The organism is Pantoea sp. WMus005, assembly GCF_013415305.1.
GTDB classification, from domain to species: domain Bacteria; phylum Pseudomonadota; class Gammaproteobacteria; order Enterobacterales; family Enterobacteriaceae; genus Pantoea; species Pantoea rara.
This window is the reverse complement of the sequence record NZ_JACBXU010000001.1, coordinates 63,076-87,732: the sequence shown is the minus strand read 5'-3', so window position 1 is coordinate 87,732 and position 24,657 is coordinate 63,076. Positions and strand designations below refer to the sequence as shown.

Sequence of the window (24,657 nt, the reverse complement as noted above, 5' to 3'; positions counted from 1 at the left end):
CCTTAAACCTCCGGCAAATAAACCGCGTAAACCGCGCAGGCGCTGACCGGGTTGACTATTCTTAGCTCAAAATAGTCTGCTGGAAATCTGATTGATGAGTTCTGCTACCCCTTTGGCACCACTCTTCTCCCGTTCACAGCGTCAGTGCCATCTTTTATTGCTGCTGTTTCTGCCGACACCTTTGCTCACGCTTGAAAAAGTCTGCCAGCTGAATGGCGTCGATCCTGCTGTTGCCCGACAGGATATCGCGGATGTGGGCCTTGAGATACAGCGATATCACCAGCTGGAATTGCATCAGATGGTGGATGGCAGCTTTCGTCTTCATGGAACAGAGTTGGATCGGCGCCTCTGTCTGTTGCACAACCTGCGACGCAGTCTGCGTTTATCGCAGGATTTCGTCTGCGAGCATTTTGCTGCTCCTCTGCGTCAGCGCCTGAAGGTCATGAAAATTGAGAAAGCGCTGTGGGATGAGACCAATTTACAGGCACTGATCCAGCACTGCAGCCTGCGTCTGAAGCGTGACTTCAGCGAACGTGACCGGCTTTTTCTGCAGATATTCATGAAGTATGGATTGTGCCAGCGCCAGCCAGTGCTGTTCAGTGAGGCGCAATGTCTCTGGCTGCAACAGAAGCCTGAGCGCCAGGCCGCCGAGGATGTGATTTACCACTGGCGCAAACGCTGCCACATTGCTCCGCCCGTCAGCGAAGCGGACTTCTGGACACTGCTGTTCAGTCAGATTCATACGCCAGTTGTTGACGCGGTGGCGCATCCTGCTGAGCAGCAGTTAATGAACGCGACTCAGCAGCTGATTAATGATTTTGAAGCCTGTGCCGGGATTACGTTTGCTGACCGCAACGAACTGCTGCACCAGCTCTATCCTCATCTGGCGCAGGCGCTGGATCGCACCCACTTCAATATCGGCATCGACAATAGCGTGGCACTGGATGTCAGCCGTCTCTATCCCCGACTGCTACGCACGACTCATGAGGCCTTGAAGGGTTTTGAGCAGCACTACAACATCGCTTTTACGCCGGAAGAAGTGAGCTTAGTGACCATTATTTTTGGCGCCTGGCTGATGCAGGAGAGTGCGCTGCAGGAGAAACAGGTCCTGATCCTGACCGGCGACGACGCCGATCTCGAGCAGGATGTGGAGCAGCAGATCCGGGAGATCACGCTGCTGCCAGTCAATATTACTTATCAGGACGTAAAGCAGTTTCAGCGGGATGGCGCGCCAAAGGATGTCGACATCATCATTTCGCCCTACCCTACTTCGCTGCCCTTGTTCTCTCCGCCGCTGGTGCATGCGGAACTGCCGCTGACGTTACACCATCAGCAGCGAATTCGTTATTTACTGGAGTCGTAGCCGGGACGCAGGAACAGCGCGGGCAGTGCGACCAGCGCCATCACCCAGAACAGATGTCCTTGCAGATGCGCGAACAGCACGCCGCAGATCATTGTCATCACTGCAATGCCACCGCCCATCGCCAGTGCGGAATAGAGTGATTGCAGCCGAATCACTTCCGCCCCCTTGCGCGCCGCGATAAATCGCATCGCCGCCAGATGGCAGACGGTGAAGCTGCCACAGTGGAGAATTTGCGCCACAATCAGCAGCGGCAGCGCGGTCGTCGCCCCCATCAGGCTCCAGCGGATCAGTGCGCAGATGCCCGAAAGCAGCAGCAGATCGCGCGCGCTCCAGCGGCGGAACAGCCGGTTACTCAGGGCAAACACCACAATCTCCGCCACCACGCCCAGCGACCAGAGATAGCCCACCGTCGAGGCGGAATAGCCGCTCTCCTGCCACCAGATAGCACTAAATCCATAATAGGCGGCGTGTGCGCCCTGCAGCAGTGTCACGCAGAGCATGAATCGCCATACCGCATTCTCACGCAGCAACGCACGCCACACCTGCCAGCCGCCGCCGACAGCACCCTGCCGCTCATTGCCCTGCGGCTGGGTGGCGGGTGTCAGCATCATGCCAGCCAGCATAGAAATGACACCGACGGAAAGCAGCAGCAGAATGGCGTTAGAGGAGTAGGCACTGACCAGCACGCCGGTTAACGCCGAACTGATGACAAAGGCCAGCGATCCCCACAGCCTGACCGGCCCGTAGGCCAGCCCAATCTGCTGTGTCCAGGTCGCGGCCAGCGCATCGCTGAGCGGGACCAGCGGCGAGAAAAAGAGGTTAAAGCCAATCATGATCGTCAGCAGCCACATCCACTGCTCACCCACCCAGAAACCGGCGGCGAACAGACAGGTCATCAGCGCCAGCAGACGCAGCGCTGTAATCAATCGTGAAGGATTTTTGACCTGAGAAGCGATGAGCAGACTGCCGACAAAACGGGCCACCATGCCACAACCAAGAAGCAGGCCAATTTTTTCAGCATCCAGGCCGGTCCCTTTCAGCCACACGCCCCAGAATGGCAGATAGATGCCGTAACAGAAGAAGTAAGTGAAGTAGCCCAATCCGAGCCATCTGGCGGAGCCGATTGCCATATTCCCTCCAGCAGGTTTGCTGCCTGGCAGCATAAGTGGGCGCTACTCTGGCAGAGCGCCGCAGGACAGGCAATAAAAAAGGATGGCAGTTGCCATCCTTTTTATATTGTCTCACAACAGGTTAACGATTAAGCGTAGACCGGCAGACGGCTGCAGATTTCCAGCACTTTCTTCTTCGTGCGCTCAATGGTTGCTTCGTCATTGACGTTATCCAGCACATCGGCGATCCAGCCAGCCAGTTCGCGCACGTCCGCTTCGTTGAAACCACGACGCGTAACAGCAGGTGTACCGATACGAATACCAGACGTCACAAACGGGCTTTTCGGGTCGTTAGGTACGCTGTTCTTGTTGACCGTGATGTTGGCACGGCCCAGCGCAGCATCTGCTTCTTTACCGGTCAGGTTTTTGCTCACCAGATCGATCAGGAACAGATGGTTATAGGTGCCACCAGAAACGATGTCATAGCCACGTTCAATCAGCACCTCAACCATTGCTTTGGCATTTTTTGCCACCTGCTGCTGGTAGGTTTTGAATTCCGGCTCCATCGCCTCTTTGAACGCGACCGCTTTACCCGCGATAACATGCATCAGAGGACCGCCCTGACCGCCAGGGAAGACAGCTGAGTTCAGTTTCTTATAGAAATCTTCGTCGCCGTTTTTCGCCAGAATAATACCACCGCGCGGACCTGCCAGCGTTTTATGGGTGGTGGAGGTGACAACGTGTGCATGCGCAATCGGACTTGGATAGACATCTGCAGCAATCAGGCCAGCAACGTGCGCCATGTCCACAAACAGCCAGGCACCCACGCTATCCGCGATTTCGCGCATTTTCGCCCAGTCGCAGACGCCGGAATACGCTGAGAATCCGCCAACGATCATTTTTGGCTTGTGGGTTTTCGCCAGTTCAGCCAGTTCGTCGTAGTCGATTTTGCCGGTCTCATCGATACCGTAAGCAACCACGTTATAGAGTTTACCGGACAGGTTAACCGGTGAGCCATGAGTCAGGTGTCCACCGTGCGCCAGATTCATCCCGAGAATGGTATCACCCGGCTGCAGCAACGCGGTGTAAACCGCGAAGTTAGCCTGTGAACCTGAGTGTGGCTGCACGTTAGCGTAATCAGCACCAAACAGCGCTTTTGCGCGATCGATGGCCAGTTGCTCAACGATATCAACGTACTCACAGCCGCCGTAATAGCGTTTGCCTGGATACCCTTCAGCGTATTTATTGGTGAGCTGAGAACCCTGTGCCTGCATAACACGCGGGCTGGTGTAGTTTTCAGAAGCAATCAGTTCAATGTGCTCTTCCTGACGCACTGTCTCCTGCTCCATCGCCTGCCACAACTCGGCATCGTAATCGGCAATGTTCATATCACGCTTTAACATCCGGATCTCCTGACTCAGCTAACTTTCTGACGGTATTTACCCCCCTTCAGGGGCGAAGGCCAACAGTGTAAACCGTTTTAACAGGTGAAGGTAGGGTGAACCGCCTCTTTTTACGCAAACGATTGGCTGGTGACTGGCACTGCTTTTTTACACCTTTTTACCCCGTTCAGACGTCACATTTTTTCTCTGGGATGTGACGGCGGCTTCTGTTCATGCACCTGAATGTTGCCACCTGCATAACCCGAAATTTTCCCGGGTTATTTACTCCACAGGCGAGTTAGCTATAAGATGCATTTAAAATACATGTTTATAAAGAGGCCACTGATATGCTTGATGCACACACCATCGCCACCGTTAAATCGACCCTGCCTGCCATCGCCGCTTGCGGCCCAAAGCTCACTGCCCACTTCTATGACCGCATGCTGTCGCACCATCCGGAACTCAAAAACGTCTTTAATATGAATAACCAGCGCAACGGCGATCAACGCGAAGCGCTGTTCAATGCCATCTGCGCTTACGGCGCGAATCTGGAAAATCTGGCCGTACTGCTGCCTGCGGTGGAAAAAATTGCGCAGAAACACACCAGCCTGAATATTCAGCCTGCACAGTACGCCATCGTGGGTGAAAATCTGCTGGCAACCATCAAAGAGCTACTGAATCCAGGCGAAGAGGCGCTGGCTGCATGGGGCCGGGCCTATGGCGTACTGGCAGATGTGTTTATCCATCGGGAAGAGGAAATTTATCAGGCGACCGAGCAGCAAACCGGAGGCTGGCGCGATACCCGTGCTTTTCGCATTAGCGCGATTGAGCAGCAAAGCGATGTGGTTAAAAGCTTTACCTTCAGCCCGATGGATGGCGGCCCGGTTGCGGCATTTAAGCCGGGTCAGTATCTGACAGTACATCTGCAGCCCGCCAGTTTCGACCATCACCAGATTCGTCAGTACTCGCTGACTCATCTCAGCAATGGCAAAGATTATCGGATTGCGGTGAAACGTGAAGCGCAGGGGACCGTTTCCGGCTGGTTGCATCAGAATGCTAAGGTGGGTGACGAACTGATGCTCGCCGCACCGCACGGTGACTTCTTCCTGGATGTCGATCCGGTCACACCGGTAGCGCTCATCTCTGCGGGCGTGGGTCAGACCCCGATGCTGGCGATGCTGCATTCACTGGCAGCTAACCAGCATCGCGCGCCGGTCAGCTGGCTGCACGCCGCAGAGAACGGCAAACAGCATGCTTTTGGCGATGAAGTGCGTGCCACTGGCGCGCAGTTCGCCGATTTCATGAGCGAGATCTGGTATCGTGAGCCCGCGACTGAAGATGCGGGTCGTTATGACGCGCAGGGTCTGATGGATATCAGCGTGATCGCCGCACGTCTTGCCTTACCCGATACCCACTTCTACCTCTGTGGCCCGCTGCCCTTTATGCAGCATGTGGTGGCGAAACTGCGTGATGCCCGCGTGGCAGACGCACGCATTCATTACGAACTCTTTGGCCCGCATAAAGGCATGTAATTGCGCCATAAAAAAAGCCCGCAGCGCGGGCTTCTTGATGCTGATAAAGCGCTGATAAAAAGCCTGTCAGATCGCCTCTTCATCCTCTTCGCCAGTACGGATACGCACGACGCGCGCCACGTCGAAGACAAAGATCTTACCGTCACCGATTTTGCCGGTCTGCGCGGTGCGCATAATAGCCTCGACGCAGGTATCAACGATATCGTCGCCCACCACCATCTCGATTTTCACTTTAGGCAAAAAGTCGACCATATACTCTGCGCCGCGGTACAGCTCGGTGTGCCCTTTCTGGCGACCAAAGCCCTTCACTTCACTCACGGTCATCCCGGTGATGCCCACTTCCGCCAAGGCTTCACGGACATCATCGAGTTTGAATGGTTTGATAATCGCATCAATCTTTTTCATGTCAGACCCTTTTTCACTCCCTCCATGGTCAGAGGGTTTATCAAGTATAAATGTTGCTGGCGCTGTCGGGCGGTAATATCCGGGATTCTTCAGGTTGCCGCAAGCGCTGTCAGATTATGCTGACCGCACCCATTCAGATTCGGGCCTGAGCAGGCAACCTGCCGGTATCACATCGCAGCCTCCGCTACTCTTTGAAATCACTGGCATCCAGTTCATGACGAGACAGCAGCTTATAGAACTCCGTGCGGTTGCGTCCAGCCAGACGTGCGGCGTTAGTCACATTGCCTTTGGTCATCTGCAACAGCTTACGCAGATAGTTAAGCTCAAACTGATTGCGCGCCTCCGCAAAGGTCGGCAACGCGCTATTTTCGCCGCTCAACGCCTGCTCCACCAGCGCATCGCTGATCACCGGCGATGAACTCAACGCCACACACTGCTCAATCACGTTAACCAGCTGACGCACGTTGCCCGGCCAGCTGGCGGCCATCAAGCGCTTCATTGCATCGACGGAAAAACTGCGAATCTGCGGTTTATGCCGTTCCGCCGCCTGCCGCAACAGATGATTAGCCAGCAGCGGGATATCTTCCGTACGCTGATGCAGCGCCGGGATCTTCAGATTCACCACATTCAGACGATAGAAGAGATCCTCGCGAAACTCCTTTTTCTCCATTGCCCTGGGCAGATCGCGATGCGTGGCTGAAATAATCCGCACATCGATCTCACTATCATGATCGCTGCCCAGCGGCCTGACCTTACGCTCCTGCAACACCCGCAACAACTTAACCTGTAGCGTTTGCGGCATATCACCAATCTCATCCAGAAACAGCGTGCCGCCGCCAGCAGTCTTAAACAAACCTTCACGGGCACTGACCGCGCCGGTAAAGGCTCCTTTGGCATGGCCGAACAGCTCTGACTCCAGCAACTGCTCCGGCAGTGCGCCACAGTTAATGGCGACAAAAGGCTTGCCGTTACGCGGACTGGCGGCGTGAATCGCCTGCGCCAGCATCTCCTTACCGGTGCCACTCTGACCATTAATCAACACGCTGACGTCCGACTGCGCCACCATGTGCGCCTGCTCCAGCAGCCGTAACATCAGCGGGCTGCGGGTAACAATCGCCTCACGCCAGCGATCATCGCTGACCGGTGCCTGCTGTGCCAGCGCCTCATCAATGGCTTTATAGAGCGCATCTTTATCCACCGGCTTGGTCAGGAAGCTGAAGACGCCCTGCTGCGTGGCGGATACGGCGTCCGGGATTGAACCATGCGCCGTCAGGATAATCACCGGCAGACCAGTATGGCGCTTCTGGATCTCGCCAAACAGCGCCAGGCCATCCATCTCATCCATCCGCAGATCGCTAATCACCAGCTCGATCTTCTCTTTCTGCAGCAGACGCAATGCTTCGGGTCCGCTGCCTGCGGTGGTGACCTGATACCCTTCGCTGCGAAGACGCATGCCCAGCAGCTTCAGCAGGCTGGGATCGTCATCTACCAGCAGCAATTTAGCCGCTTGCCTCACCATTATTGCTCCTCATCCTGCGGCAGCGCCGTGCCGTGACTGCTGTCAGAGACATCCGGGGCTTTACGTGATGAAAGCTGGCGCTCAATGTCAGTCAGCCGCTCCAGCTTATGCTGTGTCTCGCTGAGCTGCTGCTGCTGTTTCACCATCTGCTGGCGTATCGTCTCCAGCTGCGTATCGCTGCTCTGCTGCAGATGGACATAACGGGTGCGCGCTTCACTGAGGTCGAGCTGCGCGGTCTGATTGCTGCGCCACAGCTGGATCAGCGGGCGCACAGACTGCGGGAAATCGCTGCTGTAGCGATCCAGCGTTTCAACATAGCGACGACGCTCCACGGGCGTCACATTGCCGTTGGACATCAGCACGCCCTGCTTAAAGGCGCGCGACCAGTTTTCTGCCGGCCAGCGATGCGCTTCGGCACGGGCCTCAGCGGGAGAAAGACGTTCAGCACAGTCGATCGCCCGCATCCAGTAGAGGGTATTATCCAGCGCCGCCCTATTCTCTATCGGCCACAGATCACTGCAGCGGGTCGCCAGGTAATCAGCAATTCTGACATCGGGTTCCGCCACCTGATGGCCTGACGGCAAAGAGGAGGTGGCCGGGGAGGTCGTACATCCGCTGAGGAGCAGCGTAGTCAGCGTGCTCAACAGCAAAGCGGGTAAATATTTCATCGGTCAGACTTTCCCGGATGTGGTGTTCAGTTCAATTCGAAAACAGACGTCAGCCTGCTCGCAGGGGACCAGCGTCAGGTCGCCGTGCATCCGGCGCAGGCAATCTTTGGCAATACTCAATCCCAGCCCGCTGCCTTTTACCGGCCCTTTGCGTTGCTGGCTACCCTGGAAGAACGGTTCGAAAATCATCGCCTGCTCTTCCGGCGGAATCGGCGAGCCACTATTTGCGACCTCAATCCAGATTCGATCACCCAGCTGCTGACTGCGAAGCCAGATGGTACCGGATTCGCTGCCGTAGTTCACGGCGTTCGAATAGAGGTTATCAATGACCCGCATCAGTAACGTCGGTTCGGCAAGGCAGTGAATGACCTCAAGATTGACCACCGTCTGCATCAGTTTGGCACGCGCCGAGAGCGCATGTGCAGTGACTACGCCCTCCACGATTTCTGCCACGCTGACCGGCTTCAGTTCAATCGGGCCATCTGCCAGTTTACGGTTGTAATCGAGGAGCTGTTCAATCAGACGCTGCAGATGACGGCTGCTGCCATCGAGGATAGTCACCACCTCTTTTTGATCGGCATTCAGCGCGCCGGCGACTTCGTCCGCCAGCAGTTCGGTGCCTTCACGCAGGCTGGCCAGTGGCGTTTTCAATTCGTGAGAGAGATGGCGCAGAAATTCATGACGCTGCGATTCCAGCCATGCGAGCCGTTCGCTGAGCCAGACGATGCGCTGTCCCAGTGAGCGTAGTTCGCGCGGGCCACGAAATGTCACGCTGTCACCCAGTTCCCGTCCCTCGCCAAGCCGGTTGATCATCCGCTCAATACGCTTGACCGGGCCAATAATCATGCCGGTAAACAGCGTCATGAGGGCCAGACTAATGATAAAAAGAATCAGCGACTGCCAGCCAAAAAACTGGCCGCGATCGGCGATTTCACGCTGCAACTGTAAACCGCGCGAAAAGACCACTTCGCGCGTGTCCTGCACCATCTGGGCGTTAGTGGCAGAAAAACGATCCAGCGCCTCTGCGGCAGGCGGCACCGGGTTGCCATTATCGCATTTCAGTGGCGTCAGCAGCGGCAACGTCGCCTGTAAGGTCTGGAAGGCGGGCAGTTCGGGCAGGCTGGCGCTGTGCGAGCTCAGCATCTGACTGTAGCGCGTGTGCTGAGTCCGATAGAGCCGCGCCAGCGAAGCATCATCCAGCACGCAGTACTGACGATAGCTGCGCTCCAGCTCAACCGCCGTTCGCGCCATCGCCTCACTTCTGCGCACATCCGTAAAAGTATTGCGGTTAGTGTCCGCAGCCTGTTCGCTTAACGCAGAAAGACTTTCCCACGCCTGCCAGGCCAGCACCAGCAAGGGCAGCAGCACCAGCACAAATGCCATCAGCACCAGCTGACGCAGAGAACGGGGAAATAAACGCCATTTTTTCACGCAGCCGCTTCCTTAAGAATCACTGTCTGGATGCTAGCGGACTCTGTCAGCCGAAGAAAGGTGTCGGCAAAAGAAAGGGAACAAAAGAAAACGGCAGGCTCAATGGCCTGCCGCTGGCACGACGCGTAGTGCATCGCGTAAGAATGGGTGGAGCCTTACTCAACGTTACGTCCGGTGTTTGATAACGCAAGCGATTATCGGTCAGGTGGACGGCAGGCTCCGTTTGGTGCGTCATTCGGGCTTTATGAGCTCTTATCCGCTAAGCGGGGCAATCATAAACAGGTGAATGAGCAGCTGCAGGAGTATAGCAAGTTCCATGCCAGAAAATAAATCATTATATTTTTCAGCAGATTGAATCGGCCTGTTTAATCACTCTTGCGAAAATTCCGATATAAACAGGGACAATGTGTCTCCGCAAGACGACATCAAATCACGCCAGAATCCGGCTTATTTAAAATCAATGAGATAGATGTCGCCATAAAGAGACAGTGCGGCATCCCTGTTGTCGTCATTTGCCAACAACGGCGTAAAAAAGAACAGGAGGCACACTGGCCTCCTGTTCCATTCAGCGGAATAAATTAACCCAGCTGTCTGCGCGCATTGCGGAAAATACGCATCCACGGGCTGTCTTCGCCCCACTCTGCCGGGTGCCAGGAGTTGCTGATGGTGCGGAACACACGCTCCGGATGCGGCATCATGATGGTGACGCGACCACTTTCGTTGGTCACGGCGGTAATGCCGTTAGGAGAACCATTCGGGTTAGCCGGATAGGTTTCTGTCACCTTGCCGAAGTTATCGACAAAGCGCAGTGCCACCAGCCCTTTCGACTCCAACGCCGCCAGATGCGTCGCATCACGCACTTCAACAAAGCCTTCACCGTGTGAAACCGCGATAGGCATATGCGAACCAGCCATCCCGTCCAGCAGCAGTGAGGGACTGGCGGCCACTTCGACCAGGCTGAAGCGCGCTTCAAAGCGTTCAGACTGGTTACGCACAAAGCGCGGCCAGAGATCGCTGCCTGGGATCAGTTCACGCAGATTCGACATCATCTGGCAACCGTTGCAGACGCCCAGCGCCAGAGTTTGCGGACGGTGGAAGAAGGTTTCGAACTCATCACGCACGCGCGGGTTGAACAGAATCGATTTCGCCCAGCCTTCACCGGCACCCAGCACATCACCGTAAGAGAAGCCGCCACAGGCGACCAGCGCCTGGAACTCTTCCAGACCGCGCCGTCCGGCCAGCAAATCGCTCATGTGAACGTCAATAGCCGTGAAACCGGCCCGATCAAAGGCGGCAGCCATCTCAACATGCGAGTTGACGCCCTGCTCACGCAGCACGGCGACGCGTGGACGTGCGCCAGTTGCGATCATCGGCGCCGCCACATCTTCCTGCGGATTAAAGGTCAGATTAACGTTCAGGCCAGGATCGCTGTCATTTTTCTTCGCTTCATGCTCCTGATCGGCACACGCCGGGTTGTCGCGCAGGCGCTGCATCTGCCAGGTGGTTTCCGCCCACCAGGTGCGCAGCGTGTTGCGGCTTTCACTGTAAACGGCGCTGTCACCGGAACGGATCACAAAGCGATCGCCCGGCTGCGCGCTGCCCAGCCGATGCGTTGAGGCGGCCAGGCCATGATCCGCCAGGATCTGCTCAACCGCGCCGCGATCGGCGGCGTTGATCTGAATTACCGCACCCAGCTCTTCGGTAAACAGGGCGGCCAGCGCATCGTTACCCAGTGAAGCAATATCAACGTCAATGCCGCAGTGACCGGCAAAGGCCATCTCGGCCAGCGTCACCAGCAGACCGCCGTCGGAGCGGTCGTGGTAGGCCAGCAGTTTCTGCTCAGCCACCAGCGCCTGAATCGCATTGAAGAAGCCCGCAAGCTGCGTAGCATCACGTACGTCAGCAGGCTTGTCGCCGAGCTGGCGATAGACCTGCGACAGCGCAGTTGCGCCCAGCGTATTTGCGCCGTTGCCCAGATCGATCAGCAGCAGCAGGTTATCCTGATCGGCCTGCAGCTGTGGCGTGACGGTGCGACGCACATCTTCAACGCGGGCAAAGGCGGTAATCACCAGCGACAGCGGCGAGGTCATCTCGCGTTGTTCAGTGCCTTCCTGCCAGCGGGTTTTCATCGACATCGAATCTTTACCAACCGGGATGGTGATCCCCAGCGCCGGGCAAAGCTCTTCACCGACCGCTTTTACCGCCGCATATAAACCGGCATCTTCACCCGGATGACCGGCTGCAGACATCCAGTTAGCGGAGAGCTTCACGCGCTTCAGCGAACCAATCTGCGTGGCGGCCAGGTTGGTCAGTGCTTCACCTACAGCCAGACGACCCGACGCTGCGAAATCCAGCAACGCAACGGGTGAACGTTCGCCCAGGGCAAAGGCTTCACCGTGGTAGCTGTCGAGGCTGGCAGTCGTCACCGCACAGTTGGCCACCGGGATCTGCCACGGCCCGACCATCTGGTCGCGCGCCACCATGCCGGTCACGCTGCGGTCACCGATGGTAATCAGGAAGGTTTTTTCCGCCACGGCAGGCAAGTGCATCACACGATTCACCGCGTCGACCAGCGTAATGCCGTCGCGCTGCAGTTCGGTGCCCTGCGCCTGCTGCGTCACCACATCACGCGTCATCTTCGGCGTTTTGCCCAGCAGCACATCCAGCGGCATATCGATCGGCTTATTATCGAAATGGCTGTCTTCCAGGCTCAGGTGCAGCTCTTCGGTCGCTTCACCAATGACCGCAAACGGTGCGCGTTCGCGCTGGCAAATTGCCTCAAACTGCGCCAGCTGATCGGGTGCAACAGCCATCACATAACGTTCCTGTGATTCGTTACACCAGACTTCCAGCGGGCTCATGCCTGGCTCATCACTCAGGATGTCACGCAGGTTAAACCGGCCGCCACGGCCGCCATCGCTGACCAGCTCCGGCATGGCATTGGAGAGGCCGCCTGCGCCCACGTCATGGATAAACAGAATCGGGTTCTCATCACCCAACTGCCAGCAGCGGTCAATGACTTCCTGGCAACGGCGTTCCATCTCCGGGTTATCACGCTGTACCGAGGCGAAGTCGAGATCGGCATCTGACTGGCCCGAGGCCATGGATGAAGCCGCACCGCCGCCCAGACCGATGTTCATGGCCGGACCACCCAGCACCACCAGCTTCGCGCCCACGGTGATTTCGCCTTTCTGCACGTGGTCGGCACGGATGTTACCGATGCCGCCCGCCAGCATGATCGGCTTGTGGTAGCCGCGCAGCTCGGTGCCGTTGTGGCTGGTAACCTGCTCTTCATAAGTACGGAAGTAGCCGTTCAGTGCGGGACGACCAAATTCATTGTTAAAGGCAGCGCCACCCAAAGGGCCGTCGGTCATGATCTCCAGCGCGCTGACGATGCGGGCTGGTTTGCCGAAGTCCTCTTCCCACGGCTGTTCAAAGCCCGGGATACGCAGGTTTGAGACCGAGAAACCGACCAGGCCCGCTTTTGGTTTAGAGCCACGTCCGGTTGCGCCTTCATCACGAATTTCACCACCGGAACCGGTCGCAGCACCCGGCCACGGCGAGATCGCCGTTGGGTGGTTGTGGGTTTCCACCTTCATCAGGATATGCGCCGCTTCCTGATGCCAGCGGTATTCGCTCTCTCCGGCATCAGCAAAGAAGCGACCAACCTCTGAACCTTCCATTACGGCAGCGTTATCTTTATAAGCAGACAGCACGAAGTCCGGCGTCTGCTCCATCGTATTTTTAATCATCTTAAACAGCGACTTCGGCTGTTTCTCGCCGTCGATAATCCAGTCGGCGTTGAAAATCTTGTGACGACAGTGCTCAGAGTTCGCCTGCGCAAACATATAGAGTTCAATGTCGTTGGGGTTACGGCCCAGTGCGGTAAACGCCGTCACCAGGTAGTCAATTTCATCATTTGCCAGCGCCAGACCCAGGGAGATATTGGCCTGAACCAGCGCCTGGCGGCCCTCACCCAGCAGATCGACACTTTTGACCGGCTGCGGCGTGTGGTGTGCGAACAGCTGCTCAGCCTGCGCCAGATCGCTGAAGACCGTTTCCATCATCCGATCGTGCAGCAGCGTGCCCAGCGTTTGCCACTGTACTTCGGTCAGCTGGGGAGCCTGTACATAGAAAGCCAGACCACGTTCCAGACGACGCACCTGTGGCAGGCCGCAGTTGTGGGCGATGTCGGTTGCTTTGGATGACCAGGGCGAAATCGTGCCAGGACGCGGCGTCACCAGCAGCAGACGACCCTGTGGGGCATGTTCAGCGAGAGAGGGACCATATTTCAGCAGGCGTTGCAGACGGCTCTGTTCGTCAGCGCTTAAGGGCGCGCTGACATCAGCAAAATGGATGTACTCAGCGTAAATATCACTCACCGGCAGATGAGCGTCCTGAAAGCGGGTCAGCAGTTTGTTTACACGAAATGCCGACAGGGCGGGCGAACCACGCAGAATTTCCATTAATAAGTCTCTCGTCAGGGCGCCGGGCGACGCAAATTGGGCGCAACAGGGAAAACGGGGCGTATTATAGAGAAAGCGACCTCGCGACGAAACCGTTTGCGCACAATTTTTGGCGACCCGGATTTGCCTGAATTTTGCGCAAAAGCTGCTATAAAAGTTGCTCAGCGTGATTTAGTTGCGCAAAATGCCCCTCGCTCTGGGAGTTCAAAGAAGATAAATACTGCCTTTAAAAGACAGAGGCCTTAGAGCCAGCGAGAGATAACTATTTGAAACGCCTAAAATTTAATTATCTGTTTATCGGTCTGGTTGCCGTGCTGTTAGCGTTAGCGCTGTGGCCCTCCATTCCCTGGTATGGGGGTGGGCAGGATACGATTTCACAGATTAAATCGCGGGGAGTGTTGCGTGTCAGTACCATCAACTCCCCATTGACTTACTACACAGTGAACAAGTTACCGGCCGGTATGGATTATGAGCTGGCAAAACGCTTCGCCGATTATCTGGGCGTCAAACTCGAGGTGACGGTTCGTCCTAACCTGAGCGATCTGTTTGATGACCTTGACGATGGTAAAGCCGATTTGCTGGCTGCTGGCCTCAACTACAACAATGAACGCCTGACGCGCTTTCAGACCGGGCCAGGTTACTACAACGTTTCGCAGCAGCTGGTCTATCGCGTGGATAAGCCGCGCCCTAAAAACCTCGGTGACTTAAAGGGGCGGCTGACGGTTGCATCGGGATCGGCTTATCTGTCAACGCTCAAGAGCGCGCGTTCCAGTCAGTTCCCCGATCTGGACTGGGCGATCTCCACCGATCTGAGTCCTAAAGCGTTGCTGGAAGCGGTGGCCGCCGGCAAGCTTGACTACACGATTGGCGATTCTGTCACCATCGCCCTGTTGCAACGCATCTATCCGCAGCTGGCGGTGGCGTTCGACGTCACGGATGAAGAGCCGGTGACCTGGTATGTGCGACACAGCGATGATGACAGCCTGAATGCGGCAATGCTCGACTTCTTTAACGGGATGGGTGAGGAAGGCGCAATGGCGCGGCTGGAGGAGAAATATCTCGGCCACGTCGGCACCTTCGACTATGTCGATACCCGCACTTTCCTGCGCGCCATCGACAATACGCTGCCCGACATTAAGCCGCTGTTCGAGAAGTACGCCACCAGCATTGACTGGCGACTGCTGGCGGCGATCTCCTATCAGGAGTCGCACTGGAATCCGCAGGCCACCTCCCCTACTGGCGTGCGCGGCATGATGATGCTGACGCGTAATACCGCTGATAGCCTGGATGTGGGCGACCGGACCGATCCCGAACAGAGTATCCGCGGCGGCAGTCAGTATCTGCAGGATATGATGGCGAAGGTGCCGCAGACCATCCCGGAAGATGAGCGCATCTGGTTTGCACTGGCGGCCTATAACATGGGCTATGCGCATATGCTCGACGTCCGTAAGCTAACGGCGCGCCAGGGCGGCAATCCGGACAGCTGGGCCGATGTGAAGCTACGTCTGCCGATGCTGAGTCAGAAGCGATACTATACCCAGACGACGTATGGCTACGCCCGTGGGCATGAAGCGTATAATTACGTGGAGAATATCCGCAAGTATCAGATAAGCCTGGTAGGCTATCTGCAGGAGCAGGAGAAGCGTCTGACGCAGCAGGCAGAAGCCCAGGCTGAACTGGCGAAGGGCTATCCGGCGGTTGAACCGAAGATTGCGATGAACTAATCGCGGCGCTGCGCCTGCCGCAGCGCTTTTTTCTGCTCACGACGCATACGGAAGAAATCACTCAGCATGGCGGCACACTCCTCAGCAAGCACGCCGCTGTGCAGCTCAACCTGATGATTCATGCCGGGATGACCCAGTACATCCAGCAGCGATCCCGCCGCCCCACTTTTACTATCGTGTGCACCATACACAAGTCGCGTAATGCGGCTGTGAACCATGGCGCCGGCGCACATGACGCACGGCTCAAGCGTTACGTAAAGCGTGGTATCCAGCAGACGATAATTTTCCAGCACTTTACCGCCCTGGCGCAGAGCCATCATCTCAGCATGCGCCGTCGGGTCGTGCTGGCCGATGGGCCGGTTCCAGCCTTCACCAATCACCCGGTCGTCCTGAACCAGTACCGCACCGACCGGGACTTCGCCCTGCTCCCAGGCCCGCCGCGCCAGGCCAAGCGCATGGCGCATCCAGTATTCATCTTGTTGTTTCACGCTGACCACTCCGGGCGACAGAAAAGCGGCGCATTATAGCGGTCTCATTGATCCTTTAGAAACTTATTCCAGCTGCTGCAGCTCACCCGCCGGGGTCACGCGCCAGCGATGCTGACAGAAAAACAGCAGCGGGTTATCCTGTTTGCTATCGCTGTAGCCGCTGTAGAGCTGAAGCGGCGTGCCGATTTTCTCTTCCAGTTGCGCCACTTTCTCATGGCCAAGACAGCGCATCGCCAGCACTCGCCCACCCCAGCCGCGCTGCATCTGGCTCGCAATCATCTTCACGCGTGGCAGAAACGCGGAGTCGTAATAGACCTGCTCCACCAGCGACTGTGGCGATCCGGTGATCAGCCAGACGTCAGCATCATCACTGCTGAGATACTCTGTCAGGCGCTGCTGCACCACCGGGAATGCTTTGACGCGCAGGCGAAACCATTGCGCAAACTCCGCTTCGAGGCGCAGTAATGTCCGCTCAGAGCGGCCAAAGGTGATTGACCAGAGCAGCAGGCTCATGGGCCAGCGTGCCGCGCGGCCTTTAAACAGCAGGCCAATGCCCACCACCGGCAATAATGGCACCACCAGCAGCAGGTTCAGTGGCCGGCGACGCAGCAGATAGCGCATAAATGTGCCGAACATGTCCTGCTGATGCAAAGTGCCATCCAGGTCAAAAAATACGATGCGACGTTGTGTTCCCCTGGTCAAACAACTCTCCTTTACGGCTGATTCCGGGATGATAAAGAGTAGTGTAGCTATCATCAGGCGGTACGGCGATGACTGTCATTTTTAATTCCGATGACTACAATGCCAGATGAATAGTTTATTCTTCACTGATTATCCCTGAATTACGAGGATTGGGCATGAGTTCATTGCTGCGCATTCGCCAGCTTTATCCACGTCTGGCATTGAACGAGCGTCGGCTGGCGGATTTTTTACTGTCGCAACCCGATCGGGCGCGTCACCTGAGTTCACAGAAACTCGCGGAAGAATCCGGCGTTAGCCAGTCGAGCGTGGTGAAGTTTGCTCAGAAGCTGGGATACAAAGGCTTTCCGGCGCTTAAGCTGGCCCTGAGTGAGTCACTGGCGGACAAGGATGCCATTACTGTGCACAACCATATTCTCAGCGACGACCCGCTTAAAATGGTGGGTGAAAAGTTGCTGACAGAAAAGCTCTCAGCAATTCGCGCCACGCTGGATATTAATAGCGAAGAAAAGCTCAATGACGTGTTACAGCTGCTGAAAAATGCCCGACGCATTTTACTGGTGGGCATCGGCGCATCGGGCCTGGTGGCCAAGGACTTCTCCTGGAAGCTGATGAAGATTGGCATTAATGCGGTAGCGGAACAGGATATGCACGCCCTGCTGGCCAGCGTACAGGCGATGGGGCCAGGCGATGTGCTGCTTGCCATCTCTTACACGGGTGAACGGCGAGAGATCAATCTGGCGGCGCAGGAAGCGGTTCAGGTGGGCGCGGATGTGGTGGCGTTTACCGGCTTTACGCCGAATACCCTGCAGCAGAGCGCCAGTTACTGTCTCTATACGGTGGCGGAAGAACAGAGTACCCGCAGCGCGGCGATCTCCTCGACCACGGCGCAGCTGGCACTGACCGATCTGCTGTTTATGGCGCTGGTGCAAAACGATCCGGAGCGCGCGTCAAGCCATATTCGTCACAGCGAAGCGCTGGTGAAAAAGCTGGTCTGATCAGCAGCAGTGCGTATAATACCCGCGCTTTTTCTGTTGTTATCAGGTGGGTAAAATGGCGCTGTTGATTACGTCCAGATGCATTAACTGCGATATGTGTGAACCGGAGTGCCCGAACCAGGCGATTTCGCTGGGCGATGCGATCTATGAGATAGATGTCAGCCGCTGCACGGAATGCGTCGGACATTATGAGGTACCCACCTGCCAGCAGGTCTGCCCCATCGACAACACCATTATCATTGACCCACAGCACACCGAATCACGCGATGCGCTGTGGGAAAAGTTTGTACTGCTGCACGGCTAGCTTTCAATGATCACCGTGGCGCAGGCGTAGTGACGTTCATCGGCCAGGGTGACGTGAACGTGCTTAACGCCCAGCCTCTCCGCCACGTCAGCAGCATGCTGAAAGAAGCGTAACTCCGGTTTTCCCAGCGCATCGTTGTAAACTTCAAACTGATTAAACGCCAGCCCCCCACGAATACCGGTGCCAAAGGCTTTGGCTGCCGCCTCTTTGACCGCAAAGCGTTTGGAGAGAAAGCGCACCGGCTGTTTGTGCGTCTGATACTGCTGCCATTCAGCTTCGCTCAGCACCCGACGCGCCAGCCGGTCGCCAGAGCGCTCTATCACCCCGGCGATGCGTTCAATCTCAACAATGTCTGTACCCAGTCCGAGAATAGCCATCAGCGGCGGGCTTCACGCAGCAGCTGTTTCATCTCTTTGACTGCATCCGGCAGCCCATTCATCACCGCACGACCGATAATCGCATGGCCGATATTCAGCTCATGCATTTCCGGCAGCGCCGCAATCGGTAACACGTTATGGTAGGTCAGACCGTGACCGGCGTTGACCTTCAGCCCCAGACTGGCGGCGAATGTCGCGGCGTGACGGATGCGTGCCAGCTCAGCGTCACGCGCCAGTCCCTCAGGTGCTTCGGCATAAGCGCCGGTGTGAATTTCGATGTAAGGCGCACCGGTAGCAACGGCCGCTTCGATCTGGCGGTGATCGGCATCGATAAACAGCGAAACCAGAATGCCTGCATCTTTCAGCAGTCGTACGGCCGCATTCATCTTCTCCTGCTGTCCCGCCACATCCAGTCCCCCTTCAGTGGTGACTTCCTGACGCTTTTCCGGCACCAGGCAGCAGAAATGGGGCTGGATATCACAGGCGATGCCGATCATCTCATCGGTGACCGCCATCTCCAGATTCATGCGCGTCTGGATAGTGTCACGCAAAATACGCACGTCACGATCGGTAATGTGACGGCGATCTTCACGCAGGTGCACGGTAATGCCGTCTGCGCCCGCCTGTTCGGCGATAAACGCCGCCTGCACCGGATCGGGATAGTTTGTCCCACGCGCGTTACGCACCGTGGCAATGTGATCGATATTGACGCCTAACAGCAACTCAGCCATGACCATCCTCACTTCTTTTCCATCGTGATGTTGAGTGTACCGCGCTTATTTAACCAGGCGGTACGACCCGCGCTATTCTTCTGACTGTTCGGGCTTTTTCTTCGGGATAAACTGGCGGAACAGCTCCTGGCTTTTCAGCGGCTTACCGCCAAGATAGGGTTTCAGGGCGATGCGCGTAAAGCGCTTCGCGGCGCGCAGGGTATCGGCATCGGGAAACTCTCGCTCGCACAGGGCCTGCAACTCGCGGCCGGTAAAGCTGCGATTGTTAACCACCAGACTGGCGATAAAGCCACGCTCTTCACGATAGCTATACGTCATGTCATCGCTGACCGGCTCGCCGCTGCCCGCGCAGTGCAGAAAGTCGACGCCATATCCAAGGTGACCGAGCAGTGCCAGTTCAAAGCGTCGCAGTGCCGGTTCGGGCTTGCCGTGCGTTGAGGCTAATGCCTGAAGACAGTTGAGATAGTCGAAGAAGAGTTCCGGGAAGGGAGATTCCTGCTGCAATACGCGCGAGACCAGCTCATTGACGTAGAGACCGCAGTAAAGCGTGATGCCGCTGAGCGGTAAAGCCAGCGACACCGCTTCGGCATTGCGCAGGGTTTTGACTTCCCCTCGCCCGCTCCAGCGAACCAGGAGCGGGGTAAAAGGTTGTAACGCGCCTTTCAGATGTGAGCGCCGGGAACGTGCGCCCTTAGCCAGTACCCGCACCCGCCCTTCATTTTCGCTGAACAGGTCGAGCAGCAGACTGGTTTCGCTGAAGGGACGACTATGCAGCACAAAGGCGCGTTGCCAGCCTTCCATTGAATCAGAGATCGTCTGTATAACCCAGGCTGCGCAGAGCACGTTCGTCATCTGCCCAGCCGGATTTCACTTTCACCCACAGTTCGAGATGCACTTTCGCTTCGAACATCTCTTCCATGTCCCTGCGCGCTTCTGTTCCGATGACTTTGATTTTGGCGCCTTTGTTGCCAATTACCATCTTCTTCTGCCCTTCACGCTCAACCAGGATCAGACCATGGATGTCGTAACCGCCGCGTTCGTTGGTGACGAATCGCTCGATTTCAACCGTGACGGAGTAAGGCAGTTCAGCACCCAGAAAGCGCATCAGTTTTTCACGGATCATCTCTGATGCCATGAAACGCTGTGAACGGTCAGTGATGTAATCTTCCGGGAAGTGATGATCAGCCTGTGGCAGATGCTTGCGGGTAATGGCCGCAATGGTATCGACGTTTTTGCCGCTCTCAGCAGAGATAGGCACGATATCGAGGAAGTTCATCTGCTGGCTCAGGAATTGCAGATGCGGCAGCAAAATGCTTTTATCCTGAATGTTGTCGACCTTATTGATCGCCAGCACGACCGGCACTTTATTGTCGCGCAGTTTGCCCAACACCATCTCATCATCTGGCGTCCAGCGGGTGCCTTCAACCACGAAGATCACCAGTTCTACGTCGCCAATCGAACTGCTGGCTGCACGGTTCATCAGACGGTTAATCGCGCGCTTCTCTTCCATGTGCAGGCCCGGGGTATCGACGTAAATCGCCTGATATTCGCCCTCGGTGTGAATGCCCATGATGCGATGGCGCGTGGTTTGCGGCTTACGCGAGGTGATCGACACCTTCTGCCCCAGCAACTGGTTCAGTAAGGTGGATTTACCGACGTTTGGTCGGCCAACAATCGCGACAAAGCCGCAATAAGTAACGTTTTCGCTCATTCGAGTCCTGAATTGTTCAGCGCCGGATGCGGCGCCGAAAGAGTGCTATTTGAGTCATATGTCATTCAGCGTCTTCTGACGCCGTGATAGAACTGTCAGAGGGTAATGGATTCAGCGCCAGTTCAGGCACCTGTCACCCCGACAAACCTATTCGAGACCTAATTTTATCAGTGCCTGTTCAGCCGCTGCCTGCTCGGCTTTACGACGGCTGGAGCCGACGCCGACGACCGGCTCGGCCATGCCACTCACCTGACAGTGAATGGTGAATTCCTGATCGTGGGCTTCGCCACGCACCTGGACTACCAGATAACTTGGCAGCGGCAGATGACGTCCCTGCAGATACTCCTGCAGGCGCGTTTTCGGATCTTTTTGTTTGTCGCCAGGACTGATTTCGTCCAGACGGCTCTGATACCAGTCGAGGATCAGCTGCTCTACCCGCTCAATACCGCTGTCGAGGAAGATTCCGCCAATGAGCGCCTCCACCGTATCTGCAAGAATAGATTCACGACGGAAACCGCCGCTTTTCAGCTCGCCTGGCCCCAGGCGCAGGCACTCGCCAATATCAAATTCGCGAGCCATTTCAGCCAGCGTATTGCCGCGCACCAGCGTGGCGCGCATGCGGCTCATGTCACCTTCATCCACACGCGGGAAGCGGTGATAAAGGGCATTCGCAATCACATAGCTAAGAATTGAATCGCCCAGGAATTCCAGGCGTTCGTTGTGTTTACTGCTGGCGCTGCGGTGAGTCAGGGCCTGCTGTAACAGTTCCGAATGAGTAAAAGTGTAGCCCAGTTTGCGCTGAAGCTTGTTAATCAGGATGGGGTTCATGCGATTCCAGTTCTTTGTTGCGTCTGTGACTCTGCATACCAAACGGGGCTGGTAATCCAACACGTTCCGTTTGGTGTGCAGTGGCCTCCCTGAGGAGGCCACCCGAATTGCCTGCTAATCAGACAATGTTGTTAGTGGATACCGCCGATGCGACTGAATCGCACGCCGGTTGGCCACTGGCCTTCTTGTTTTTCAAAGCTCATCCAGATAGCGACCGCTTTACCGACCAGGTTACGCTCCGGGACAAAGCCCCAGTAGCGGCTGTCTGCGCTGTTATCACGGTTGTCGCCCATCATGAAGTATTGCCCTTTCGGCACGACCCAGCTCGACTGCGGCTGACCCGGCTGTTGATAATACATACCTGCCTGGCTCTGCGCTTCATTTACCAGCAGAATGTCATGCGTCACGTTACCGATCGTCTCTTTACGGGTGGCCAGGCGCAGACCACCACGCATGGTATCGCCCTGCGGCACCTGATAGAAACCGTTGCCCGTTTCGTTGCCATCAAAGCCGCTAAAGGTCTGAATAAAGTTACTTGGCTCAACGTCGGTATACGTCACCGCTAACGCTGTATCACAGGCTTTATCGTCACTACAGGTCGGCTTCACCGTCAGCGTTTTGCTGTAAGGATCATAGATGACTTTGTCGCCTGGCAGGCCGATAACGCGCTTAATGTAATCCAGGCTCGGATCTTTCGGGTATTTAAATACTGCGATGTCGCCGCGCTTCGGCTGACCCGTTGGGATCAGCGTCGTCTGGGTAATCGGATCTTTAATACCGTAAGCGAATTTCTCCACCAGGATAAAATCACCAATCAGCAGCGTTGGCATCATCGAACCAGAGGGAATCTGGAAGGGTTCGTAGATAAACGAACGCACGATGAAAACCACAGCCAGCACCGGGAACACAGACGCGGTGGTCTCAATCCAGCCTGGCTTTGCCGCGACCTTCGCCAGCGTTTTGCTGTCGAGCGAGTTACCGGTCTGGGCCTGCACTTCAGCCTGTTTCGCGCGACGTGCAGGTGCCCATTTAAAACGATCAATTACCCATACGATGCCAGTAATCAGCGTCGCTATCGCCAGAATCAGGGCGAACATATTAGCCATTGGAAATCCTTATTTGCTGTCCTTACCGACATGCAGAATGGCGAGGAACGCTTCCTGTGGCAGCTCAACGTTACCAACCTGCTTCATACGCTTCTTACCATCTTTCTGTTTCTGCAACAGTTTCTTTTTACGGCTCACGTCACCGCCATAACACTTGGCGAGAACGTTTTTACGCAGCTGTTTAACCGTTGAACGCGCAATGATGTGGTTACCGATGGCAGCCTGAATCGCAATATCGAACTGCTGACGCGGGATGAGTTCTTTCATTTTCTCAACCAGATCGCGTCCGCGATAAGGCGCGTTGTCGCGGTGGGTAATCAGCGCCAGCGCATCCACACGTTCAGAGTTAATCAGTACGTCGACGCGCACCATGTCTGAAGGCTGGAAACGTTTAAAGTTGTAATCCAGCGAGGCATAACCACGCGAGGTTGATTTCAGACGGTCAAAGAAGTCGAGGACCACTTCTGCCATCGGAATTTCGTAAGTCAGTGCAACCTGATTGCCGTGGTAAACCATGTTGGTCTGCACGCCACGCTTCTCAATACACAGCGTGATCACATTGCCCAGATACTCCTGCGGCAGCAGCATGTGACACTCCGCAATCGGTTCACGCAGCTCTTCAATATTGTTCAGCGCGGGCAGCTTGGATGGGCTGTCGACATGAACGATATCGCCGCTGGTGGTTACGACTTCATACACTACCGTGGGTGCGGTGGTGATCAGGTCGAGATCGTATTCGCGCTCAAGACGCTCCTGGATGATCTCCATGTGCAGCAGGCCGAGGAAGCCGCAGCGGAAACCAAAGCCCAGCGCCGTTGAGCTTTCTGGCTCATAGAACAGCGAGGCATCGTTCAGGCTCAGCTTGCCGAGCGCATCACGGAACGCTTCATAGTCGTCAGAGCTGATTGGGAACAGACCGGCGTAAACCTGCGGCTTCACTTTTTTGAAGCCTGGCAGCGCTTTGTCTGCCGGATTACGTGCGGTTGTCAGCGTATCGCCTACCGGTGCGCCGAGGATATCTTTGATGGCGCAGACCAGCCAGCCCACTTCACCGCAGTTCAGTTCATTACGGTCGACACGTTTCGGGGTGAAAATACCCAGACGGTCGGCGTTATAAATCTGGCCGGTGCTCAGGACTTTAATCTTGTCGCCTTTGCGCATGGTGCCGTTTTTCACACGCACCAGAGAGACAACGCCCAGGTAGTTATCAAACCAGGAGTCGATAATCAGTGCCTGCAGCGGGCCTTCCGGATCGCCTTCCGGCGGCGGTATGTCACGCACTAAGCGTTCCAGCACTTCCGGTACGCCGACGCCGGTTTTGGCTGAACAGCGCACCGCATCCGTTGCATCAATGCCGACGATATCTTCAATTTCCTGTGCGGCACGATCGGGATCGGCTGCAGGCAGGTCAATTTTGTTCAGAACCGGCACCACTTCCAGATCCATCTCCATCGCGGTATAGCAGTTCGCCAGTGTCTGCGCTTCAACACCCTGACCGGCATCCACCACCAGCAGCGCGCCTTCACAGGCGGCCAGTGAGCGGGAAACTTCGTAAGAGAAGTCTACGTGGCCTGGGGTATCGATGAAATTGAGCTGGTAAGTTTGGCCGTCTTTCGCGTGGTAATCGAGTGTCACGCTCTGGGCTTTGATGGTGATGCCACGCTCGCGCTCCAGATCCATAGAGTCGAGAACCTGCGCAGCCATTTCACGAGCGGTGAGGCCGCCACAGATCTGAATCAGACGGTCAGAGAGCGTAGATTTACCATGGTCGATATGAGCGATGATGGAGAAATTTCTTATGTGCTTCATTTATTGG

21 protein-coding genes are annotated in these 24,657 nt (G+C 56.2%); 5 read left to right on the top strand and 16 right to left on the bottom strand.

Annotation, left to right across the window (positions count from 1 at the left end):
* Window positions 1-94: 94 nt before the first annotated feature.
* Entirely contained in the window at window positions 95-1,363 is a 1,269-nt protein-coding gene (gene csiE / locus HZZ01_RS00410; RefSeq protein WP_179895031.1) for a stationary phase inducible protein CsiE, read from the top strand.
* Here csiE and HZZ01_RS00405 read toward each other — a convergent pair.
* Complete coding sequence (locus HZZ01_RS00405) at window positions 1,345-2,493, bottom strand: 3-phenylpropionate MFS transporter (protein ID WP_179895030.1); 1,149 nt, start codon at window positions 2,491-2,493, stop codon at window positions 1,345-1,347. The genes csiE and HZZ01_RS00405 overlap by 19 nt on opposite strands.
* 128 nt (window positions 2,494-2,621) lie before the next feature.
* Window positions 2,622-3,875, bottom strand: coding sequence for a serine hydroxymethyltransferase (glyA, locus tag HZZ01_RS00400; protein WP_179895029.1), 1,254 nt, complete (start codon window positions 3,873-3,875; stop codon window positions 2,622-2,624).
* 326 nt (window positions 3,876-4,201) lie between these two features.
* On the opposite strand from glyA, the gene hmpA reads away from it, so the two are divergent.
* Entirely contained in the window at window positions 4,202-5,386 is a 1,185-nt protein-coding gene (gene hmpA, locus HZZ01_RS00395) for an NO-inducible flavohemoprotein (protein ID WP_179895028.1), read from the top strand.
* A gap of 66 nt (window positions 5,387-5,452) precedes the next feature.
* Here hmpA and glnB read toward each other — a convergent pair whose 3' ends face one another.
* The 5 genes from glnB to purL all read right to left on the bottom strand — a co-directional run bounded on the left by glnB (window position 5,453) and on the right by purL (window position 13,875).
* Window positions 5,453-5,791, bottom strand: a complete 339-nt coding sequence (gene glnB, locus HZZ01_RS00390; protein WP_179895027.1) for a nitrogen regulatory protein P-II — start codon at window positions 5,789-5,791, stop codon at window positions 5,453-5,455.
* A 184-nt stretch (window positions 5,792-5,975) separates the two neighbouring features.
* The gene (gene glrR, locus HZZ01_RS00385) at window positions 5,976-7,310 is read right to left on the bottom strand and encodes a two-component system response regulator GlrR (RefSeq protein ID WP_218928039.1); all 1,335 of its coding nucleotides are present in this window, start codon (window positions 7,308-7,310) and stop codon (window positions 5,976-5,978) included.
* Window positions 7,310-7,978 carry a two-component system QseEF-associated lipoprotein QseG gene (gene qseG, locus HZZ01_RS00380; RefSeq protein WP_179895026.1) on the bottom strand — a complete coding sequence of 223 codons (669 nt, stop codon included), beginning with the start codon at window positions 7,976-7,978 and terminating at the stop codon, window positions 7,310-7,312. The genes glrR and qseG overlap by 1 nt, the downstream gene beginning before the upstream one ends.
* A 3-nt stretch (window positions 7,979-7,981) precedes the next feature.
* Window positions 7,982-9,409, bottom strand: a complete 1,428-nt coding sequence (locus HZZ01_RS00375) for a HAMP domain-containing sensor histidine kinase (protein WP_179895025.1) — start codon at window positions 9,407-9,409, stop codon at window positions 7,982-7,984.
* Between the two features lie 578 nt (window positions 9,410-9,987).
* On the bottom strand, window positions 9,988-13,875 hold the full coding sequence (gene purL, locus HZZ01_RS00370) for a phosphoribosylformylglycinamidine synthase (RefSeq protein WP_179895024.1): 3,888 nt from the start codon (window positions 13,873-13,875) through the stop codon (window positions 9,988-9,990).
* A 266-nt stretch (window positions 13,876-14,141) separates the two neighbouring features.
* Between purL and mltF the strand changes: the two genes are divergently transcribed.
* Window positions 14,142-15,599, top strand: a complete 1,458-nt coding sequence (gene mltF, locus HZZ01_RS00365; RefSeq protein WP_179895023.1) for a membrane-bound lytic murein transglycosylase MltF — start codon at window positions 14,142-14,144, stop codon at window positions 15,597-15,599.
* On the opposite strand, the gene tadA is transcribed toward mltF, so the two are convergent.
* The gene (gene tadA / locus HZZ01_RS00360; protein ID WP_179895022.1) at window positions 15,596-16,087 is read right to left on the bottom strand and encodes a tRNA adenosine(34) deaminase TadA; all 492 of its coding nucleotides are present in this window, start codon (window positions 16,085-16,087) and stop codon (window positions 15,596-15,598) included. The two genes, mltF and tadA, sit on opposite strands and share 4 nt — an antisense overlap.
* A gap of 63 nt (window positions 16,088-16,150) precedes the next feature.
* Entirely contained in the window at window positions 16,151-16,789 is a 639-nt protein-coding gene (gene yfhb / locus HZZ01_RS00355) for a phosphatidylglycerophosphatase C (RefSeq protein ID WP_179895021.1), read from the bottom strand.
* A 155-nt stretch (window positions 16,790-16,944) separates the two neighbouring features.
* Here yfhb and HZZ01_RS00350 point away from each other — a divergent pair, with 155 nt between their 5' ends.
* Entirely contained in the window at window positions 16,945-17,784 is an 840-nt protein-coding gene (locus HZZ01_RS00350) for a MurR/RpiR family transcriptional regulator (protein WP_010257643.1), read from the top strand.
* 55 nt (window positions 17,785-17,839) lie between these two features.
* Entirely contained in the window at window positions 17,840-18,088 is a 249-nt protein-coding gene (locus tag HZZ01_RS00345; RefSeq protein WP_179895020.1) for a YfhL family 4Fe-4S dicluster ferredoxin, read from the top strand.
* Here HZZ01_RS00345 and acpS read toward each other — a convergent pair.
* From acpS to lepA, 7 genes are all read right to left on the bottom strand, one after another.
* The gene (gene acpS / locus HZZ01_RS00340) at window positions 18,085-18,465 is read right to left on the bottom strand and encodes a holo-ACP synthase (protein WP_179895019.1); all 381 of its coding nucleotides are present in this window, start codon (window positions 18,463-18,465) and stop codon (window positions 18,085-18,087) included. The two genes, HZZ01_RS00345 and acpS, sit on opposite strands and share 4 nt — an antisense overlap.
* Window positions 18,465-19,196: a pyridoxine 5'-phosphate synthase gene (gene pdxJ / locus HZZ01_RS00335; protein WP_179895018.1), complete on the bottom strand. Its 732-nt coding sequence runs from the start codon at window positions 19,194-19,196 to the stop codon at window positions 18,465-18,467. The genes acpS and pdxJ overlap by 1 nt, the downstream gene beginning before the upstream one ends.
* 72 nt (window positions 19,197-19,268) lie before the next feature.
* Window positions 19,269-19,997 (bottom strand): DNA repair protein RecO, encoded by a 729-nt coding sequence (gene recO, locus HZZ01_RS00330; RefSeq protein WP_179896997.1) that lies wholly within the window; start codon window positions 19,995-19,997, stop codon window positions 19,269-19,271.
* A gap of 4 nt (window positions 19,998-20,001) precedes the next feature.
* Entirely contained in the window at window positions 20,002-20,907 is a 906-nt protein-coding gene (gene era / locus HZZ01_RS00325) for a GTPase Era (protein ID WP_010257653.1), read from the bottom strand.
* 147 nt (window positions 20,908-21,054) lie between these two features.
* Window positions 21,055-21,735 (bottom strand): ribonuclease III, encoded by a 681-nt coding sequence (gene rnc / locus HZZ01_RS00320; RefSeq protein WP_090958580.1) that lies wholly within the window; start codon window positions 21,733-21,735, stop codon window positions 21,055-21,057.
* A 131-nt stretch (window positions 21,736-21,866) separates the two neighbouring features.
* On the bottom strand, window positions 21,867-22,841 hold the full coding sequence (gene lepB, locus HZZ01_RS00315; RefSeq protein WP_179895017.1) for a signal peptidase I: 975 nt from the start codon (window positions 22,839-22,841) through the stop codon (window positions 21,867-21,869).
* Window positions 22,842-22,850: 9 nt separating this feature from the next.
* A complete protein-coding gene (gene lepA, locus HZZ01_RS00310) occupies window positions 22,851-24,650 on the bottom strand; it encodes a translation elongation factor 4 (RefSeq protein ID WP_179895016.1) in 1,800 nt (599 codons plus the stop codon).
* Window positions 24,651-24,657 lie beyond the last annotated feature (7 nt).